Source organism: Flavobacterium tyrosinilyticum, from assembly GCF_023656565.1.
In the GTDB taxonomy this organism is placed as follows: domain Bacteria; phylum Bacteroidota; class Bacteroidia; order Flavobacteriales; family Flavobacteriaceae; genus Flavobacterium; species Flavobacterium tyrosinilyticum.
In genome coordinates this window covers 45,478-65,878 of the sequence record NZ_JAMOKG010000004.1, presented here as the reverse complement: position 1 = coordinate 65,878, position 20,401 = coordinate 45,478, and the positions used below count along the sequence as shown (strand labels likewise).

General features: G+C 33.5%; 20 protein-coding genes and 1 riboswitch. Of the genes, 6 read left to right on the top strand and 14 right to left on the bottom strand.

The genetic code is table 11. The features are described from left to right. Positions 1 to 2: 2 nt before the first annotated feature. From NCC77_RS20415 to NCC77_RS20390, 6 genes are all read right to left on the bottom strand, one after another. Positions 3 to 1,856, bottom strand: a complete 1,854-nt coding sequence (locus NCC77_RS20415) for a TonB-dependent receptor plug domain-containing protein (protein WP_250837235.1) — start codon at positions 1,854 to 1,856, stop codon at positions 3 to 5. Positions 1,857 to 1,884: 28 nt separating this feature from the next. Then, a riboswitch (cobalamin riboswitch) is annotated at positions 1,885 to 2,092 on the bottom strand. Positions 2,093 to 2,157: 65 nt separating this feature from the next. After that, a complete protein-coding gene (cobC, locus tag NCC77_RS20410; RefSeq protein WP_250837234.1) occupies positions 2,158 to 2,691 on the bottom strand; it encodes an alpha-ribazole phosphatase in 534 nt (177 codons plus the stop codon). Next, positions 2,676 to 3,461, bottom strand: coding sequence for an adenosylcobinamide-GDP ribazoletransferase (locus tag NCC77_RS20405; RefSeq protein WP_250837233.1), 786 nt, complete (start codon positions 3,459 to 3,461; stop codon positions 2,676 to 2,678). Before NCC77_RS20405 ends, cobC begins: the two co-directional genes overlap by 16 nt. A gap of 179 nt (positions 3,462 to 3,640) precedes the next feature. Beyond that, a complete protein-coding gene (gene cobT / locus NCC77_RS20400) occupies positions 3,641 to 5,320 on the bottom strand; it encodes a nicotinate-nucleotide--dimethylbenzimidazole phosphoribosyltransferase (protein WP_250837232.1) in 1,680 nt (559 codons plus the stop codon). Positions 5,321 to 5,478: 158 nt separating this feature from the next. Then, positions 5,479 to 5,988 carry a bifunctional adenosylcobinamide kinase/adenosylcobinamide-phosphate guanylyltransferase gene (gene cobU / locus NCC77_RS20395; RefSeq protein ID WP_250837231.1) on the bottom strand — a complete coding sequence of 170 codons (510 nt, stop codon included), beginning with the start codon at positions 5,986 to 5,988 and terminating at the stop codon, positions 5,479 to 5,481. Positions 5,989 to 6,131: 143 nt separating this feature from the next. Then, positions 6,132 to 6,494, bottom strand: a complete 363-nt coding sequence (locus NCC77_RS20390) for a C1orf53 family protein (protein WP_250837230.1) — start codon at positions 6,492 to 6,494, stop codon at positions 6,132 to 6,134. A gap of 94 nt (positions 6,495 to 6,588) precedes the next feature. Here NCC77_RS20390 and NCC77_RS20385 point away from each other — a divergent pair, with 94 nt between their 5' ends. The 3 genes from NCC77_RS20385 to NCC77_RS20375 all read left to right on the top strand — a co-directional run bounded on the left by NCC77_RS20385 (position 6,589) and on the right by NCC77_RS20375 (position 9,642). Continuing rightward, positions 6,589 to 7,731: an ABC transporter substrate-binding protein gene (locus NCC77_RS20385; RefSeq protein ID WP_250837229.1), complete on the top strand. Its 1,143-nt coding sequence runs from the start codon at positions 6,589 to 6,591 to the stop codon at positions 7,729 to 7,731. A 1-nt stretch (position 7,732) separates the two neighbouring features. Further along, on the top strand, positions 7,733 to 8,758 hold the full coding sequence (locus tag NCC77_RS20380; RefSeq protein ID WP_432442330.1) for a FecCD family ABC transporter permease: 1,026 nt from the start codon (positions 7,733 to 7,735) through the stop codon (positions 8,756 to 8,758). A 107-nt stretch (positions 8,759 to 8,865) separates the two neighbouring features. Next, the gene (locus NCC77_RS20375) at positions 8,866 to 9,642 is read left to right on the top strand and encodes an ABC transporter ATP-binding protein (RefSeq protein WP_250837228.1); all 777 of its coding nucleotides are present in this window, start codon (positions 8,866 to 8,868) and stop codon (positions 9,640 to 9,642) included. Here NCC77_RS20375 and NCC77_RS20370 read toward each other — a convergent pair. The 4 genes from NCC77_RS20370 to NCC77_RS20355 form a co-directional block, all read right to left on the bottom strand. Continuing rightward, positions 9,629 to 10,447: a hypothetical protein gene (locus NCC77_RS20370; protein WP_250837227.1), complete on the bottom strand. Its 819-nt coding sequence runs from the start codon at positions 10,445 to 10,447 to the stop codon at positions 9,629 to 9,631. The genes NCC77_RS20375 and NCC77_RS20370 overlap by 14 nt on opposite strands. 51 nt (positions 10,448 to 10,498) lie before the next feature. Next, positions 10,499 to 10,957, bottom strand: a complete 459-nt coding sequence (locus NCC77_RS20365; protein WP_250837226.1) for a tRNA (cytidine(34)-2'-O)-methyltransferase — start codon at positions 10,955 to 10,957, stop codon at positions 10,499 to 10,501. Between the two features lie 61 nt (positions 10,958 to 11,018). Then, complete coding sequence (locus NCC77_RS20360) at positions 11,019 to 11,591, bottom strand: pseudouridine synthase (protein WP_250837225.1); 573 nt, start codon at positions 11,589 to 11,591, stop codon at positions 11,019 to 11,021. Positions 11,592 to 11,637: 46 nt separating this feature from the next. After that, positions 11,638 to 11,844 carry a hypothetical protein gene (locus tag NCC77_RS20355; RefSeq protein WP_250837224.1) on the bottom strand — a complete coding sequence of 69 codons (207 nt, stop codon included), beginning with the start codon at positions 11,842 to 11,844 and terminating at the stop codon, positions 11,638 to 11,640. A gap of 145 nt (positions 11,845 to 11,989) precedes the next feature. Between NCC77_RS20355 and NCC77_RS20350 the strand changes: the two genes are divergently transcribed. The 3 genes from NCC77_RS20350 (at position 11,990) to NCC77_RS20340 (ending at position 17,030) form a co-directional block, all read left to right on the top strand. Continuing rightward, positions 11,990 to 12,364 (top strand): hypothetical protein, encoded by a 375-nt coding sequence (locus NCC77_RS20350; protein ID WP_250837223.1) that lies wholly within the window; start codon positions 11,990 to 11,992, stop codon positions 12,362 to 12,364. A gap of 155 nt (positions 12,365 to 12,519) precedes the next feature. Further along, on the top strand, positions 12,520 to 13,272 hold the full coding sequence (locus tag NCC77_RS20345; RefSeq protein WP_250837222.1) for an SDR family NAD(P)-dependent oxidoreductase: 753 nt from the start codon (positions 12,520 to 12,522) through the stop codon (positions 13,270 to 13,272). A 389-nt stretch (positions 13,273 to 13,661) separates the two neighbouring features. After that, positions 13,662 to 17,030, top strand: a complete 3,369-nt coding sequence (locus NCC77_RS20340; protein WP_250837221.1) for a T9SS type A sorting domain-containing protein — start codon at positions 13,662 to 13,664, stop codon at positions 17,028 to 17,030. A 50-nt stretch (positions 17,031 to 17,080) separates the two neighbouring features. On the opposite strand, the gene NCC77_RS20335 is transcribed toward NCC77_RS20340, so the two are convergent. The 4 genes from NCC77_RS20335 to NCC77_RS20320 form a co-directional block, all read right to left on the bottom strand. After that, the gene (locus tag NCC77_RS20335; protein WP_250837220.1) at positions 17,081 to 17,590 is read right to left on the bottom strand and encodes a MepB family protein; all 510 of its coding nucleotides are present in this window, start codon (positions 17,588 to 17,590) and stop codon (positions 17,081 to 17,083) included. Positions 17,591 to 17,635: 45 nt separating this feature from the next. Next, entirely contained in the window at positions 17,636 to 19,396 is a 1,761-nt protein-coding gene (locus NCC77_RS20330) for a hypothetical protein (protein WP_250837219.1), read from the bottom strand. Continuing rightward, complete coding sequence (locus NCC77_RS20325) at positions 19,393 to 19,908, bottom strand: RNA polymerase sigma factor (protein ID WP_235831011.1); 516 nt, start codon at positions 19,906 to 19,908, stop codon at positions 19,393 to 19,395. The genes NCC77_RS20330 and NCC77_RS20325 overlap by 4 nt, the downstream gene beginning before the upstream one ends. A gap of 87 nt (positions 19,909 to 19,995) precedes the next feature. Then, positions 19,996 to 20,397 (bottom strand): hypothetical protein, encoded by a 402-nt coding sequence (locus NCC77_RS20320; protein WP_250837218.1) that lies wholly within the window; start codon positions 20,395 to 20,397, stop codon positions 19,996 to 19,998. Positions 20,398 to 20,401 lie beyond the last annotated feature (4 nt).

Genomic DNA, 20,401 nt, shown 5'->3' with positions numbered 1-20,401 from the left:
TATTAAAATTTAAGGTTTAAGTACAAATTAAAATTCCTTCCTGGCATTGGTCTATATTCTAAACTTTGATAAAATGTATTCCAAAGATTTAGAACTTGAAATCCTACTTTAAAAGAAGACAAAAGTTTAAAATCGTAGTCCATTCCAATATTTGATACATTGTAGGCATCAACAATTTTATCAGGATCGTTGTCAGATTGCGTATAGACAAATCCATTATAAAGAAATTGATAATAGGCAGAAATGTTTTTTCTTGAATAAGCAACAGAAGCTGTAACTTTATTAAAAGGAACAAAAAACAACTGTTTTTTAGTTTCAGCATTTTCTGAAACTGTATAAGCGTAAGTTGCATTTGCAGTCAGGTTGTTTTTGCCATAACTTTTCTTCCAACTCAACAATGTTTCTGCTCCATAGCTATTTACTTTGTCTGTATTTTGTGGCATCCAAATTCCATTTGTTCCAGGAACCCATCTCAACAAATCTTTTATTTTCATGTAATAAAAGGTCTGCGTTATATTAAAATTTTGAAAAGTAAAAACATTGCCTATTTCTGCTTGATAGGAGCTTTCAGGTTTTAAGTCTGGATTTCCGCCTTCTTCCCAGTACAAATCATTGAAGGTTGGAATTCTGAAATTTCGTGATGCATTTAATTTCAAATTATATAATTTCCCAAACTGATAAGAAGAACCAACTGAAAATAGGACAGGAGATTGGTAGTTGTCTGTGAATTCTTTTCGAATGCCAAATTCATTTTTCCAATTAGCAGAAGCGTCTTGTTTAACAAGCAAAGCGGCAGAACTTATTTCTCTCACATTATCACCAAAACCAGAACCATATCCTTTAGTTCGATTATAGTCCAAAATTCCGTTTACTTGCAATGATTTGAATAATTGATATCCTAAGTCTGCTTTTGTAATAAAATTTTCTGTTTTTCCGTAAGTATAAATATTACTCGAATTATCGGCATAATATTGATAGTTCTCGAAAATATAAGCAGTTTTTAAGTTGGTAGTAAACTTCCCAAAGTTACCGTCATATTCTAGTAAGTTTCTATTAAAACTATTAACATACTTACTTTTCATTTCCGATTCGGAAACTATAGAAGTATTTCTATCTGTATTTGAGGTTTGGGTATATAATTTTAGAATGTTTTTGGCATTAATTTTATAACCCGCATTGGCGCTTACCGTAATAATATCATATTGGCCATTTTGGTTCCAGCGTTGTTCGCCTTTCCAGTTGTACTGGTTTAGATATTTGTAATCGTTTGTCGAGCTATTTTTCGATAATCCGATTTGGGCACTCCATTTTTTGTTTGAAATAGAAGTTTTGTAATTAATCCCAATTGTATTAAAACTGCCGTAGTCTAATCTTAAATTATTCTCAAACCGATTAGAAAACAACAAATCGTTATTTAAATGTACAGTTCCTCCAACAGCACCGCTTCCGTAAATAACACTTCCGCCACCCGCTTTTACGCTTATCGAATTATAATCGGAACCTGAAATGGTATTAAAATCGGTGCTTCCGTTCATTTGGGAATTAATGTTAATTCCGTTCCAAATGACTGCGGTCTGAGAAGAAGTTGTTCCTCTAAAAGCTACCGTAGATAGCATTCCACGCCCGTATTCTTTAAAATAAATCGTAGAATTAAAGTTTAATAAATCGGTTAGAAGAGCTTCGTTTTTGCCAATAACAGAATCGTTTAATTTTAAAACAGATTGTGAAACCGAATAGTTTTTTAAATTTTTGTCTGAAACCAATACTTCTTTCAAGCTGGTAATAGAATCGTTCTGCGCCGAAATAATCTGGCACATTACAAATGAACAAAAAGCAAGAAGTCGTTTTAAAGTCATAATTCCTTCACTCTTTTTCCCGAGAGCTCGATAAATTGTTACAAAGGCAGGTCTCCTGGCTTGCGTCTTGCTGTTTACCTTCCCATCACGCGGGGCGTGACAGTGGTGATGTAGTTACAGCAAGCATTCATTTTTGTGAACTTAGCTTACAGTTGCGGGTACAGCTCAAGAAATTACTTGATTCCCTTTTAATGTGTTTTTGAATTAAAAACACAACCTTAATTTGCTGCAAAGATAAAGTTAAAAATACTGATTATTCAAATTTGTTTTATGTTTCATGAAAAATTATAAATTATTTGCATTAAAAATCAATTTTTATAACTTCTCCGAAATCAACTTTATTATTGAAAGCTTCTTTTAACGGCAATGAACTCTGATGGCATAAGATACTTCTGATGATTCCGGCGTGGGCCACAATAACAATTGGCTGATTTGTTTCTGAAACTGTATCAGATAAAAAATTACCGACTCTTTCATGTAATTCAACAAAAGATTCTCCGTTTGAAACTTTGATATTCACAAAATCTTCCATCCATGGATTGAGTTCCTCAGATGGAATTTCGTTCCAGCTTTTCAATTCCCAATCGCCAAAATTCATTTCTTTTAAACGTTCATCTTCCTGATAAGAAATGGTTTTGATATTTTCCTGAATATGTTTTGCTAAAATAACACAGCGCTTTAATGGACTTGAAAAGATAATTGCCTCTGAAGGAAGTTCAGAAATAATTCTGCCGAAAATTTCATCAAATGGAACTGCAATATCAACATCTGATTGTCCGTAACAGATTCCTTTTTCGCAGATGGTTTCGGTATGGCGAACTAGATAAATTTCCATAAAAATAAAATGCTTAAGTAAAATATCACTTCGCAAACCTGTTGTGTAGCGCCAAGACAATCTCCTGTATAACCGTCAATCCATTTCTGAAAATATCGAGCTAAAAAGTATCGAGTTATAAAAACGGGAATTATAGCCAGAAGAAATTTTAAATCAAAATAAGAAAATACAAACAACGGAATTAATCCAAAAAAGAAAGAGCCAAAAACTTCTTTCCAAGTATATTGCTTTGCAATTGGTTTGCTTTTGCTAGAAGCATCTTCACGCGAATATTCGTGTGTGAAAATAATGCTGATTGCTGCCAGACGACTTAATGAATGAGCAGAAATAAATAAAAGGAAAAGTAGTAAAATGTTATTAGTGAAAAGTAAAATGGATTCTGAAAGAAGTTTGAATTTTAATAGAAAAAGTAAAATCAGTCCGATAGCTCCATAAGCACCAATGGCGCTGTCTTTCATAATCATTAGGATTTTTTCTTTGGTCCAACCTCCGCCAAAACCATCACAAACATCGGCAAATCCGTCTTCATGAAAGGCTCCGGTTGTTAAGATAGAAGTAATGATTGCCAATATAACAGCAATTTCCGTTGAAAGAAAAAATGAAAAAAGATAAAAAGCCAGAAAGGAAATACTCCCAACAATCCAACCAATAAATGGGAAATATCTTGTGGCTTTATTTAAATAATCTGGATGATGCGTAATGTTTTTTGGACACGGAATTCTGGTGTAGAACATTAAACAGGTGAAGAAAATATGTAGTTCTTTTTTCATTTATATAATTAGTTTTCCATTTAGTATGTCATTTCGACGAAGGAGAAATCTCCATGAGAAGCTCGACAAAGCTTGGCGTCTGTTTGGACGGAATTACTTGCGGAGATTTCTCCTTCGTCGAAATGACAAAAATGAGAATAAATCACCATGAAACATAATTGTTTTTTAGAAATACAAAACTATTTGCGACTTATCCCCGCACTTTCAAAACTAGCCATTTCATTCAAAAAAGCTTCAGCCGATTTTAAAATAGGAAACGCGACAGCACAGCCTGTTCCTTCTCCCAAACGTAAATCGAGATTTAAAATAGGTTTTGCGTCTAAATAATTGAGCAATTCTGAATGCGCTTTTTCAGCAGAGCAATGGCAAAAAACAGCATTTTGTTTGATGTTCGGATTTATTTTGGAAGCAATTAAATATGCCACAGTACAAATGAAACCATCGACGAGAATTAGCATTTTATGATCAAAAGCAGCCAACATTCCGCCAGCCATTTGAAGAATCTCAAAACCGCCAAAATAGGAAAGTTGCGAGATTAATTCGGCTTGACCGGAATAATTATCTAATGCTTTTTGGAGTAAATTTTGTTTTAGAAGCAGTTTTTCGTTTTCAACTCCAGTTCCTTTTCCGATACATTCTTGAATAGGAAAACCGGTCAAAAGGCTCATTAAAACAGAAGCGGTTGAAGTATTTCCAATTCCCATTTCGCCAAAACCAATGCAGTTTGAACCAGATTTTGCAATATTTTCAACAATCGATTTTCCTTTCTCAAAACAGAAATGAACTTCCGATTCGCTCATTGCGGGAACGTGAAGGAAAGACTGCGTTCCTTTTGCAATTTTAGCATCGATTAATTTGGCATTAGTTGGAAAATCATAGTTGACGCCTGAATCTACAATCGACAATTCAATATTGTTTTGTTTGCAAAAAACGTTTATTGCCGCGCCACCATCCAGAAAATTATTGACCATTTGTCTTGTAACATCCTGCGGATAATCACTTACACCATGATTTGCGATTCCGTGATCGGCTGCAAAAACGATAATATTTGGTTTTACGATTTTTGGATTTAAAGTTTCAAAAACCATTGCCATTTGAAAGGCCAAAGATTCTAGCGTTCCTAAAGAACCTACAGGTTTTGTTTTTGAATCTATTTTTTCTTGTAAAAGTGTATTGAAATCAGATTTGTTTTGTATTTCGTTTTCTGATTTCAAGTCAAAATCTGGAACATTTATTTCATGAATTTCTTTGATTTCAGTGCAAATAGGCGCTTCCGATTTTTGCTTCCAATGCAATTGCTGCAGCATTGGCTGATTGTTGTAATTGGTGGCAGGTTTTCCGATGCAGAAATATCCCAGAGGTTCTATATTTTCGGGCAAATCAAGAATTTTTTTAAACTGATAATAATTGAGAATCGAAACCCAACCCATTCCATAACCTTGTTCTGTAAGCGAAAGCCAAATGTTTTGCGCTGCGCAAACCGAGCTGAATTTTACGGCTTCGTTACTGCCAATTGTACCAATCGTAAACTGATTTAGAACAGAACGGTCGTAAGCAATGATAAGTCCGATTGGTGCTTCTTCGATTGCTTCTAGTTTTAGTGATCTGTAAAGTTCTTTCTGTTCAGGATTGTCGGTAAGTTCTTCGGCTTTTTTATTATAATCTAAAAAAAGCTTTTTAATAGACGTTTTAACCTCGTCTGACTTAATTAGAAAATATCTAGTAGCATCGGTCAATCCGACAGAAGGCGCCCAATGCCCAGCTTGTAATGCTTTCTCAATTACTTCATCTGGAACTTCATCTGTTGTAAAATGTCGGGTGTCTCGGCGGGATTTTAATATATCGTCTAAATTACTCATGTTATAAAATTACAATTTTTAAATTCCAAATTCCAAGCGTTAAGCACCAAAAAAGAAAATTCCAAATTGCAAAACTTATCATAAGCTTTGGAATTTGGAATTTAAAACTTGGAATTTCGTTTCGATTTATTGGAATTTGGAATTTTTAAATTTGAGATTTATCCTTTTATTTTAACCGGAATTCCCGAAACCATCAGTACAACTTGATCGGAATTAGAGGCAAGAAATTGATTCATCCAGCCCTGAAGTTCGACAAATTTCCTTCCTATGTGAGTTTCTGCATGAACCCCCATTCCGATTTCGTTTGTTACAATAATGATATTGGTATTTTCATGTTTGGTAATGGCAAGAAATTCTTTTTTAGCTTCTTCCAAACTAAGCTCTACATCGTTTTTAGTATCAATAAAAAAATTAGTCAGCCAAAGCGTTACACAGTCAATTAAAGCCGTTTTTCCAGAAAAATCAATTTCGCTTAAGTATTTTTCCTTTTCAATATTAGTCCAATGTTCGTCTCTTTCCTGCTGATGACGATCAATTCGAGTTTGAAAATCTGCATCCCATTTTCGAGCAGTCGCTACATACAAAGGAGAGTCGGAAAGTTCTAAAGCTAGTTTCTGAGCATACCCGCTTTTTCCAGAACGTTCGCCGCCAGTTATCAAGTAAATCATTTTTTTTAATTAGTAAGTTATAAATTATGAGTTATAAATTATGAGTTATAAGTTATGAGTTATGAGTTATGAGTTTTGTTTGGCAATTTAAAATTAAATTATGTGCTATTCATTCATAACTCATAATTTATAATTCATAACTCTTAGTAAGGGCAATGTCGGCAGTTGTTTCCGCAACAAGTTCCTCTTTTTAAGTGAAACCAAGCTTTAAAAACGTAATTCCCATTTTCAATATAATAGTCAATTCCTTCAATTAAATTGTCATTTTTGGGCAGTAGCATAGCCTTATTATTAAGAGCCTTTTTTGGAGTAACGGTTTCGATGTAAGCATCAATTTTATCTTCGCAAGCCTCCTTAAAACATGCAGGACAAAGGCAATCGCCTCCATCAGAAAGATTGAAAATAGGTGGATAATCATTACACCAGCACTTATTTTCGGGTGAAGTGTCTCCACATGAAAAAGCGTTTTCACAACTGGAGCAGATTTTTGTTTTTGGTGCATTCATCAAATAAAAGGCTATTTGTTTAAATTTGTACAAATAAAGGTAAACAAAAAAAATAGAAATTAATTTACCTTTGTGGCTACACAAAACATAAAATATGAAATATTTTTTCCATAAATTACCTGTCGTTTTTGTACTACTTATCCTAATCGGATGTAAAAAAAATGAAGCGCAAGATGTTGTAAAAACTACTACTGCCAAAGAAAGTATCGAATTTGCTTCTGGACTTTCGATTGTGAAAAACGAAGGCTATTCAATTGTAAGTGTGAGCAATCCGTGGCCAAATGCTAAGACGAAATTTACTTACATTTTAAAAGAAAAAGACGTACAAATTCCGGATAGTTTAAATAAATATATTGCTATAAAAGTTCCTCTAGAAAGCGTTGTTGTAACTTCAACTACAAATATTCCTTTTTTAGAAATGTTAGAAGTTGAGAATAAATTGGTCGGATTTCCACATACTGATTATATTTCTTCGGAAAAAACAAGAGCATTAATTGACAAAGGTTCTGTAAAAAACGTTGGACAAAATGAAAAACTGAACATCGAACAATTAATAGAATTATCCCCAGATTTGATTGTTACGTTTGGTGTAGATAATAATAATCCGATGCTGGATAATCTTAAAAAAAGTGGTTTAAATGTTTTGATTCAAGGTGATTGGATGGAACAATCTCCACTGGGAAAAGCAGAATGGATTAAACTTTACGGCGCTTTATTCGGAAAAGAAGAAAAAGCAAAAGAATTGTTTGATAAAATTGTAGAAAGCTACAATCAGGCAAAAAAATTAGTTAGCGATAAGCCAGCAACTTCAAAAGTGCTATACGGTTCTATGTACGAAGATGTTTGGTATGTTGCCAAAGGAAATAGTTGGGTGGCAGAGTTTATGAAAGATGCAAAAGCTAATTATTTATGGGCTGATTTAAAAGGAACTGGAAGCGAAGGTTTGTCTTTTGAAAAAGTTTTGGACAAAGCCAAAGATGCTAATGTTTGGATTGCTTCTGGATCTTTTAAAAGTTTGGATGAATTGCAAAAAGCAAATCCGCATTATGCTGAATTTGATGCTTTTAAAAATAAAAGTGTTTATAATTTTGAAGGAAAAGTAGGAGCGACAGGCGGAACAGTTTATTACGAATTAGCGCCAAGCCGCCCAGATTTGGTTTTGAAAGACTACATTAAGATCTTTCATCCCGATTTACTGGCGAGCTACGAATTTACTTTTGCTTCTAAACTGAATTAAATTGGCAAATAAAAAACGAAATACCATTTTATTTGTTGTTTTGGCTTTAGGACTGTTGCTAATGTTTTTTGCGAGCATTAGTTTAGGATCAGTTACAATTCCGCTAAAAGATGTGGTAGCAAGTTTAACAGGAGGTCAGGCAACAAAATCGACTTGGGAATATATTATTATTAATTACCGTCTTCCTAAAACCATCACGGCGGTTTTAGCAGGAACAGGACTCTCAATGAGCGGACTTTTGATGCAAACTTTATTTCGAAACCCGCTAGCAGAACCTTATGTTTTAGGGTTAAGTTCTGGAGCTAGCTTAGGTGTTGCTTTTGTAATTTTGGGAGCAGGATTTCTGCCTTCATTTTTAAGTGTAATTGCATTGTCTTCTTACGCAATCGTTTTGGCATCTACTTTAGGAAGCACCTTGGTTCTTTTCTTAGTTTTAATTGTTTCGCAAAGATTGCGGAATACAATGGCAATCTTGATTGTGGGATTGATGTTTGGAAGTTTTAGCACGGCAATCGTAAGTATTCTGACTTACTTTAGCACGGCTGAACAGCTTCAGAAATTTACTTTTTGGACAATGGGAAACCTCGGAAATCTTTCATGGACAAACATAGTAATTTTAACTTTCTGTGTTGGAATCGGGTTACTTTTGAGTGCCAAAAGTATCAAACCATTAAACGCTTTGCTGCTTGGAGAAAATTATGCCAAAAGCATGGGGTTGAATTTTAAACAGGCTAGATTAATAATTATATTGGCAACCAGTTTATTATCTGGGGCAATTACTGCATTTGTAGGGCCAATTGCTTTTGTTGGTTTAGCAGTGCCTCATATTGCAAAGCTGACTTTTCATACGAGCAATCATACTATTTTGTTTTGGAGTACTTTATTTTTTGGTTCGATAATAATGCTGTTTTGTGATATTGTTTCACAAATGCCTGGTTATGATGTCACGCTACCAATAAATGCAGTTACGTCTATTATTGGTGCACCGGTTGTTATTTGGCTGGTAATGAGAAAAAGAAATTTTTAGTAATTTATTCTGCCACAGATTACAAGATTATACAGATTTTTTTAAATCATTAGACAAAGAAAAGAAATTTAGAACCTTAGCATCTCAGAACCTTAGTACCTTTAAAAATGAAAAACATCTTAACAACTTCGAATCTAAATATTGGATACAAATCCAAGAAAGGAGTTACGACTATTGCTGAGAATCTTAATCTTAATCTTGAAGCAGGTAAATTAATCACTTTGATAGGGGCAAACGGAATTGGAAAATCAACTTTATTACGAACGATTACTGGGATTCAAAAGCCTTTATCGGGAAATGTTTATTTGAACGAAAGAAATATTTCAGACTATCAGCCTTTAGAATTGGCACAAAATCTTAGTTTGGTTTTAACCGAAAAACTACCGCCAAGTAATCTTTCTGTTTTTGAATTAGTTGCTTTGGGTCGCCAGCCTTATACCAATTGGGTTGATAAATTGTCTGACGAAGATATTCTAAAAGTTCAGGAAGCAATGCAATTGACGCAAATCGAGCATTTGGCTTCAAAAAAACATTTCCAAATTAGTGACGGACAATTACAGAAAGTCTTAATTGCAAGAGCTTTGGCACAAGATACACCGTTAATCATTCTAGATGAACCCACAACACATCTTGACTTGCTTCATAAAGTTTCTTTATTCAAATTATTAAAAAAACTTACAGAAGAAACCCAAAAATGCATTCTGTTTTCTACACATGATATCGATTTGGCCATTCAATTAAGTGATGAAATGATTATCATGACGCCGGAAAATATAGTGCAGGATCAGCCTTGTAATTTAATTTCGAATGGAAGTTTTAGCAATTTGTTCAAAGATGAAAATATTGTTTTTGATGCTGAAAAAGGGAAGTTTATTGTGAGTTAATATTATTGTTTTCAAAACGAATACGGTAGACATGAAGCAAATTTTCTAATTCTTGATTTTTTACGTCCAATTCTCCAATATCAATCTTTTCATTATTAAATGCCAAATATGTTGTGGAATTTCGTCCTGTTGTTTCGGTAAAAACTCTATCGTTTTTTATGTTTTTCCATTTAATAAGCTTTTCATCTTTTAATTTTATTCCTTCAGCATTAATTATAATTTGAGGGCTTTTATCTCGTGACTTTTTAATTTGACCATTAGTTAAATAAAGACCAAAACCTAAAAATAATAGCCCCCAATATTCTTTTTCATACAGCATATATAGACCTAGTAAAATACTGCTTAAATAAATTCCCAATAAGAAAAGAACAGTAATTCTTGAATAATAAATTAATGTTTCTTTTGGAACAGAAATGTCATCTTTATAGATGTCATTTTCTAGAAATTTTTTATCTAACTGTTTTAATTTTTGTTTTTGCTGATAGTTTTTAAATTCTGTCTTTTCGAACCAACTTCCGCTTTTCCAAATCAATTTTTCTTCAACAGCTTTTCTCTGTAATTCGTGAATATTTCGAACATTTTCATATGCCCAAATTTTCCAGTTATTGACAAAATAGCTCCATACAAGCCATCCAGACACAAATCCCAAAACAAAGCTTACGGGAATAATCCATCCTTCTAGTAATTGTATATACGAAAGGTAGATTCCGCCATAAATAAGGCCAAAAGTTACAATCATTGGCAAATATTTTAATTGCCATCTGCCTTTGCTTAATGCCTGTTCTACAGTTACGCTTTCTTTCATAAAGTTAAAGAAGAATTTTAATTACATTATTTCAATTAAGCAAATAAACAATTAAACCTTTTTTAATCCAATCTGCCTCTTCGCTTCACCAACCACAAAAGCAACCGAATTAGCAATATTAAAACTGCGAATAAGCGGAGACATCGGAATCGTTAAATGATTTTCGAATCTTGCCATAAATGCTGCGCTCAAACCAACGCTTTCTTTTCCGAAAACCAGCCAGTCACCATCTTGAAATTCGTTTTCTAAATAAGATTTATCAGAATGCGAACTCATTAAAAAAACACGAGATTGATCTGGAATCTGTGCAATCCATTCCTCTACATTTTGATATTCGGTAACGTCTAGATGAACCCAATAATCCAATCCCGAACGTTTTAGATTCTTGTCGTTTATTACAAATCCGAAAGGGTGAATTAAATGAAGACGGCTTTCTGTACCCACACATAATCGGCCGATATTTCCAGTATTATTTGGTATTTCTGGTTCTACAAGAACAACGTTTAACATCTTTTTTGAGTTATGAATTATGAGTTATGAGTTTTTTGGAATTATCTAATTGTCACATTATCTAATTTTCTAATTGAAAATCGGAAACTTCTAAAACTTCTCCTGCTTTTAGGTTTTGCAAATATACATTTCCTATTCGAACACGAACCAGACGAAGCGTTGGAAAACCAACTGCTGCAGTCATTTTTCGAACCTGACGAAACTTTCCTTCTTTTACCGTAATAGAAGCCCAAGAAGTCGGGCCATGCCGTTCGTCTCTAATTTTTTTGGCTCTCGGTCCAAAATCTGGAATTTCAGTAACGATAAAAGCAGTACAGGGTTTTGTTTTGTATTTTCCGCCATCAAGACCAATTTCGACACCTTTTTGCAATTGCTCGATTGCATCGGGAGTAATGACACCGTCAACTTGAACGTAGTATTCTTTGTCTACTTTTTTGCTTCTTACTTGTTCGCTTACCATTCCATCAGTTGTCAATAAAAGTAAACCTTCAGAATCTTCATCCAATCTTCCAATTGCCATTGTTCCTTCAGGGAAATCGTGCAATTCGCCCAAAAGCTTTTTCTTTCTTTTTAATTCATAAATAAATTGGCTTAAATAGCCGTAAGGTTTAAAAAGAATGAAGTGTTGGTGCATTTTTAATTTTTTGCAAAGATAGTTCCTTTCTTAAAATTAAAACCAATTACGGCTTTTGAGATTTCATTTTTTTCAGCCATTGGTACACAAACCAAATTACGGTTACAGCAAAAATGACAATTAAAACAGGATAATAGTTTCTAAAAAAATCATGAAAATAACTTCCAACTAAAATATAAATTGAAGCCATACAAAGTTTAATCAAGATAAATTCGGCATTAGACCAACTGGTTTTGATTTTGAAGAAATTCATAGTGATAAGGTTGTTAAGTTGCTTTGAATAAAGATAATAAATAAAAAAGCAGATGGCAATTATAAAAGAAATGCAATCTTAAGTCATAATTTTTTTGGAGTTAGAATTCGTAATATTATCATTTAAATCTAAAAATGATATTGTTATGGAAACGAATAATTTAGGAACAAAAAAGATAAACGGAACGCAAAAGGATATTGATGAATCTAAAGGAAAAAACGTTTCGCACGATAAAGAACTAAAAGATGCCAAATTGAATAAAGAATTGGTGACCGATACCGATGGGGATAAAAAAATTGTGGAAAGAGCCCGAAACGAAAATGAAGATATTAATGAAACGCATCATCAAGTAAATCCTGATAATGCAAATGCAAATCGTGGAGTGGAAACAGAGGATGAGGTAAAAAAAACGGTTGAGAATAAAGATCACAATTCTGATATAACACCCAATCGATATCCAAACTCACATCCCGATAATCATAAAGATCGTGGGAATATGAAATTGGATGAAGAGGAATAAGACAATACGAAATTTTAAGCAAAATGGAGTCAAATTAATGTCAAATAACATAAGATTAGCGGTTCGCGTTAATGTTATTGTAAACTCTTTTTAAAGCTTCGGTATCGGCTGAGATCTTCGTAAATTAGAGGTATCAATTTAAAAACATATTTAAAATGGCACTTTTAGAAAACAAAGTAGCTTTTGTATCTGGCGGAGGATCAGGAATCGGACGCGCAGTTGCAGAAGCCTACGCTCGAGAAGGAGCAAAAGTAGTAGTATCTGATATAAATGTAGAACACGGTGAAGAAACCGTAAATAATATAAAAGAAAAGGGCGGAGAAGCTTTTTTCGTAAAAGGAGACTCGTCGAGTGCAGCTGATAATAAACATATGGTTGAGGTGACAGTTTCTAAATATGGTCGTCTGGATATCGCGTGTAATAATGCAGGTATGGGAGGACCAGCCAAACCAACAGGAGAATATGATCCAGAGGCTTGGGATAAGGTAATAGGATTAAATTTAAATGGTGTTTTTTATGCCTGTCGTTACCAATTAGAACAAATGGAAAAAAACGGAGGAGGAAGCATCGTCAACATCGCTTCAATTCACGGGCAAGTTGCGGCTCCGCTTAGTCCAGCTTACACTGCTTCTAAACATGCCGTGGTTGGATTGACAAAGAATATAGCAGTAGAGTATGCACAAAAAAATATTCGATGCAATGCTGTTGGGCCAGGTTATATTGAAACTGCACTTTTAAAAGACAATTTAAATAAAGAAATGATGCAGGCCGTTGCGGCAAAATCTGCAATGAATCGTTTAGGAACAGCAGAAGAAATTGCCGAATTGGTAACTTTTTTAAGTTCTGAAAAATCTTCTTTCACAACAGGAAGTTATATAATAGCCGATGGTGGTTATACAGCAGTCTAATTATTTTTTAGAGTAAATAACAAGACAATTGGAAAAAAGCAGTAAGCGAAAGTTTACTGCTTTTTTTGTTTAAAATAGGCTGAATTTGTAGGAAAGACAGGAGTTTCTGAGGGTTTTTGATGTGATTGTTATTTTGAATAATGTTTTGTGTTAGATGTTTTTTATTGATTTTATTTTATTATCTTTAAGATTGTGTTAAGTTTTATTGAATTATATTGATAAATGACCAAACATTAAATTTATAGTTTTGTAACATTAGCTTAATTTTAAAGGCAATAAATTTGAACTCTAAAAACTCTATTCTTTAACGTATGAAAAACAATTACTCTTTTCGTCATGTAATGACTTTTTTGGTTTTTTTATATTGTTTTGTGCTAAGTGCGCAGAACATGCCAGATAAACGTTCAATACCTTACACGCAAAAATTTGAGGAATTAGTAGCCGGAACTACTACAGCATACCCTGTTGGTTTTCAGGGATGGACAGTTACCGGGCAACCAGGAGCCAATTTTAAAACTATTGCGCCTGCAGCCAATGCAGTTTTGGCAGCTGTTGCATCTAATTCGCCAGCATCTGCTGCATCTGGTACGGGGAATGTTTATAATTATGATGGTAAACTAGGCTTTTTAAACACTGGAAGTGTTGATTATACTATTGGTTTTGCCTTTTCAACTTCTGGAGTAACAAATGTAAGGGTTAAATATGATGCAATGACTATTCGTAATCCATATGGGCTTCCTGGAAATCCAGTTTCAAGCCGAATAAATGAAATGGTATTGCAATATCGTATTGGAACAACTGGAGAGTTTACATCTTTGTTAGGGACAGTTTATACTAATAATACAGTTTTGCAGACTGGAAATACTACCGAACCGCAAAATCTTCAGACTATAAAAGTAACTTTACCAGCAGCATGTAATAATCAGGAGGAAATTCAAATTAGATGGATTTCAAGACAAATTTCAGGTGCGGGTTCTCGTCCATCTTTTGCAATTGATAATATAGATATTGAAAAAGATCTTTTTGCTCCAGTTAATATTACAGGCTATCCAAAGGCAACTAATGTTTTAGGTGATAGTTTCGATTTTATTGATAAAATAGATGAAATCGGAAAGACATATTATGTACTATTGCCTGGTGGCAGTACAGAACCAACAGTTGCACAAATAAAAGCAGGACAGGATTCAAACGGAACCGCAGCACTGCAATCTGGGGTTTTTGATATAACAAATCCGGCTCAGGAATATGTAAAAAGTTTTACGGGATTAAATTTAAATACTGCTTATAGTGTTTTCTCTATTTCTGAGGATCCTTATGATAATTTACAAAATTCAGTTAGTAAAACAGATGTTACAACACTGAGCGTGATGCCCCCTGCGATATCTCCATCTGTTGCTGTATTGAATTTAGGAGGTACTGAACCAAATTTTGATGCTTTAACAAAAAGCTACCAAATAGGAGCTTCTGATCTTACTGCGAATGTAGTCGTTACTGCATCAGGAAGTTTTACTATTTCAAAAGATAATACGACATTCACAACATCTTTATCATTTATTCCTACTGATTTTGATTCTAATGCGACACCAACTGTTTATGTAAAATTTACTCCAACTTCTGTTGGCAGTTTCACGGGTTCTATAACTCATGAAACAACAGGAGGTACAACTAAAACAGTTAATTTAACTGCTTTTGGAGTAAATCCTTATGTGCAAAATTTTGACGATCCAAATGTTTTTGTAAACAGTAAATGGTCACAATACAATGAGGCAGGACCTTTAAACCAATGGACTCACACTACGCAATCACGTAATGTTAATTCTGGAACTGGAGCGGTTTTAATGAATGGATATTCAGACAGTGGAGCAAGTAAAGATTGGTTAATTTCTCCAAGATTACGTTTAGATGGCTTTACTCAAATTCCGTTGTTATCTTTTTATTCTCGTCAATTTTATGATGGACCATCGTTAAAATTAATGGTTTCAACCAATTATGATGGAATTAGCGATCCAAATACAGCAATATGGACACCACTAAATGGTAAATTTCCGGAAACTACAGGAAGTTATGCAAAATCTGAGTTTATAAATTTAGCCGCTTATAAAACAGATCATACCTATTTGGCTTGGGTTTACGAAACTGCTTCTGGCGGACTTGATAATGCTGCAGAATGGTCTTTTGATGACTTTGCTATTATCGACGAATCGAAATATGTAGATTCTAACCCGCGTTTAGATTTTGCAGATGTAAGCCCGAATTCAGTTTCTGCTAGTCAATCTTTTGTTTTTAATGCAGCAGGTTATGGCGATATTACTATTGCTGCTCCATCTTCTTATGAATTATCAGGAGATAATATCTCATTTGCGTCAAGCATTATTGTTTCTTCTGCAGATGCCTTAATAGGAAAAACAGTTTATGCGAGATTTGCACCAACAACAAAAGAACCAACTATTTCTGGTGTTTTAACTATTACAGGAACCTCTCTTAATAAAGAAATTGGTTCACTTACAGGATCTTCTATACTAAAGGAAGATACTTATGATGTGGTGTCTTATAATTTAGAGTTTTTTGGAACTGATGTTAAAGATAAAACGGGTAAAGAATTTGGACCAACAAATGATGCGTTGCAAATAGAAAACGTGGCCAAAGTAATGAACAAATTAAATGCAGACGTTTATGTCGTTCAAGAAGTTTCAGATGAACCGGCACTAGATGTTTTAATTCAAAAAATTAGTGTTAACGGAAAAACATTCGATAAAACAATTTCAACTTCCTGGTCTTACTCATTCCAAGCTTTAGATCCGTATTTTCCACCTCAAAAATTGGTTGTGATTTACAATACCCAAACAACTACTGTAAAAAGCACAAAAGTATTGTTTAAAGATTTGTACGATCAAGTTCGTTTTAACACGGTAGTTTTACCAGGTTATCCAGGAACAGATACTCCAGAAAAAAACGATGATAGTTTTTTCTCATCAGGACGTCTTCCTTATTTGGTTCAGGTTGAAGCTAATGTTGGCGGAGTAAAAAAAGAAATTAACTTGATTGATCTTCACGCACGTGCAAACAGCGGAACTGATATTTCAAAATACAATCAGCGTAAGTATGATATTGACTATCTAAAAGATGCATTAGATGCTGAATATCCAGATGCAAATTTGATTCTTTTAGGAGACTTTAATGATGATGTTAAAGCGTGGGTTGGAAATGCAAATACAGCTTCGTCTTATAAGAAATTTGTAGATGATACTACTAATTATAATGCTTTAACATTAGGTATTAGTCAGGCTGGAGCATATAGTTTCTTAAGTTCGCAAGGATTTTTAGATCATATCTTAATTTCAAACGAATTGAATGAAGATTATATCGCCAAATCAATTGCAGTTTACGATCCAAGAAATGATATCGCAAATTATACAACAACAACTTCAGATCACGGACCAGTAATTGCTCGTTTCGAATTGAAAAAAGACGTGCTTTCGACACCTGATTTTGGGAAAAATAAATATTTCGTAAAAGCATATCCAAATCCTGCGACAGATGTTTTAAATTTTGATATTAAAACAACGCAAGGAAGAGATTTGAAAATTAGATTATATGATTTTAATGGTCGTGCGATTGGAAATCCAATTACCGTTAAAAATGAATCTGAAGTTAGTACAGCTGTTGTTGCAGTTGGAAATCTAGTTTCTGGAGTTTATTTCTACACGGTTTCAGAAAACAATAAAGTAATTTTTAAAGATAAAGTTATTAAGAAATAAGGAACTTTAATAGAACAGAAAAGGCAGTCATTTTAGTGACTGCCTTTTTTTTATAAAAATAATTTTCTTAATTCCTCTAAATCAATTTTACTTTGATCTGAAAAGTTAAAGAAATAATCCAATTGCCATTTCTGCGTTTTCTGAGCTTGTTTGCTCGTGGTTTCATCCCAAGGAGGGTAAACTCTTGTCGCTCTAATTCCTTCTTTATTTTGGGTAGAAAAAATACCTTTTTCAAGTAGCGTTTTCTTCGGAAAAATAAATTGTCCCCAATTATGATCTTTTCGAACATTGACAATTACAAAATCAATAGCATCAGAATAATCAAAAGGTTCTATCGTTCCGGTTTGATTTCTTTTCCACAAAGTAACAAACTGCCCCGTTTTGGTTGGAGTTATTTTGGCCTCTCGATAACAAATGTTTTTATGGTTTAGCAGAAAACGATACGCGCTGTATTCTTCGCTTTCAAGTTCCTTTTGCAAAGAAATTGCCTGTAATTCGGCTTTGTCAAAAACATTTTTTTTGCATAATAATAAATCAGGGGATGTAGCAATAAAATCCATAAAAAATCAACTCTAAATTTTTCTGAAAATTACTACAAATTTACTTTAGAAAGAAACATTCAGACCAAAATTTAATCCCCATTGGAATTGGTTGAAAGACTGACTGTTTAACGGATTGATATAATAATTCATAGCAGGCTCAACAAAAACATTGGTTTTTTTATAGACACGATATTGAACCGTACTACTCAAAGTAGAACCATAAACATAATCATTTGCATTCATGTTTTCTCCTATAGAATGCCCATCCAAATTCACATTATTAGAAATTAATTTACCCACAAAACCACCTGTATTTAAATTAATGCTGGCTTTATTTTTATTAAAAATAGAATAAGAAACCTCAAGAGGCATTTCTACATATCTTAAATTTTGATCCAATTTACCTGTTTGCACATTTTCATTTTTCATAGCTTCTTTTGTGCTATTTGAAACCAAAAAATATTCTTGCCTTGTTGCATCTGATGACGCAACTGGACTACTGTCGGCATAGGAAGCGGCAGGAGCAAAAAAAGCATTGTTTTTGGCGCTTACATAAGAGACATTGGCAACGCTTTGTCCTAATTCGCTAATTTTTAAACCAGAACCAACAGCCCATTTTTTGTTAATGCTGTATTTTGTTTTTACACCATAAGAATTAGATTGTTTAGAATCGTTTACGTTACCTAATGTTTTTTCGTTTTTAGTGTTTTCAGAACTTGCAACACCAGCAAAAACGGCAACTGCCCATCTTTCTTTTTTATCAATCAAATTATCTTTTTTCTCTTTTTCTTGTTTTTGCTTTTCTGGAGTTAAGATTCCTTTTTCTAAATTCTGAAGTTCAGCCAACTGCATAGAATCGGTTTTGCTCAAACTGTTGGTGATTTTTACATCGTCTTTTATAATAACTGCTTTGTCATTGCGTTTATTCTCATTTTTACTAGAAACCGCATTATTTGAATTGTATACATTGCTGTTTGTAAAAGAGTTATTATTTACAGAATAGCGCTGATTATTGAAAGCAAGATTTTTATTGTTCTTCGGAGTAATCTGTTCTTCAAAAATCGAATTTGAAAGCTGTTTTTTTGCTGTCGAATTAAATTTGTTTTGTTTGCCAAATGCAACTCTTTCTTCAGAAATTCCTTTATTAGAAGATTTTGCATTATTTTCTAAAATAGATTTTTTAGAAGATTTCAAAATAGATTTATTTTCTGCTGAACCAGAGTTTTGAAACGCGACAGATTGGTTCGGAGCATTTGCTGGAACTCCTGTACTAGATTTTTTAGAAGATTTTGCAATTGCTTTTTCTTCTGATACACCCGAGTTTTGATAAGCGACAGATTGATTCGGAACATTGGCAGGAGTTGGTGTAATGTGTTTAGAATCTTTTTTATTGGTTTCGTTTTTAGAATTTGTTTCCGCTACAGAAGTTTCTTGAACTGGAATTCCTGATTCTGTATTAAATTGATTTTTTCTTGTCGAATTGTGGTTTAAAGAATCTTCTGTTTTTCCAAGATTTTTATTTTGATCTAAATTTCTGTTGTTAGAATTATCGTTTGTTTTTTTATCCAAAACAACACTGTTATTGTTGTTTTCTAAACCGCCATTGTTGATTTTTATATTTTCAGGCGAAGCAGTAAAATGTAATATTGAAGGCAGAAGCAACCCTAATAATAAGCATGCAGCAGCCGACCACCAAAGAACAACTCTCTTCTTCTTTTTAGGTTTGTCTAATTTTTCTTCAATCTGACTCCATAACTCTGGAGGCGGAACACTGGAAAAGTCTTCCATTGATGAAAAAATATCTTCTATTTTTTGCTTCTTCATGCTGTTTTAAAATTTTTTATGCTCAAAATTCGCTTTTGTAATATATGCTTGGCGCGATTTAAATTTGATTTTGATGTCCCTTCGGAGATTTTTAAGAGTTCGGCGATTTCTCTGTGTTTCATTTTTTCAAATACATACAAGTTAAAAACCGTCCGATATTGATCTGGTAAATCCCGAATGTACTCCAGCAGTTTTTCCTGTTCTATCGGAATAGCTTCTAGTTCCTCTTCTTCAACAAAATCGGTATCGGGATCAAAAACATCTAAAAAGAAACTCTCCTTTTTCTTTTTGTTTAAAGTCTCGATAAGTTTGTTTATAAAAATCCGTTTCAGCCAGCCTTCAAAACTTCCTTCAAATTTATATTGGCTTATTTTCTGAAACGCAATTACAAAGGCCTCTTGAAAAACATCTTTCGCGTCATCCTCGTTCTTCATATATTTCAAACAGATACCATACAAAACAGGAGAGAACAACTGATAAATTTTCAGTTGTCCCTCCCTGTCATTTTTCATGCACAGTTTGATATATTTTTCTAACTCGTCTTTCAAGAAATGGTTCAAATTTGATTTTGCAAAAATAGTTTTAAATAGCTTACAAAACTATCTTTTAAAAATAGTTCGAGTGCCGTCTTGACTGTTGCTTACAATTGTTAGGTTTTGATTGTCAAGGTTTTCTATTACGTAAGTTTTGCCTTCAAACGTAATTAGATCATGTTCCGACTGGTCAAAATATCCTTTTCTTTTTTCTATTAGATAAGCACTGTTTCTTATCTCCACATTGTCTTTATAAGTAATAACCCTTCCCTCTGCAGTAAAGATGATTTTCTTGTTAAACCCGATTGATTTTGGGGTTGCCACATAAGGATTGTTAGAACCTCCTATAGATTTTTCCCAAATCCAAGTATTTATTATTGATCCCGCTGCTGCTTCTCTAGAAGTATTTACAGAAATCATTGATGTAAAAAGAAAACAGACAATAAAAGATAAAAAGAGTTTCTTCATGATT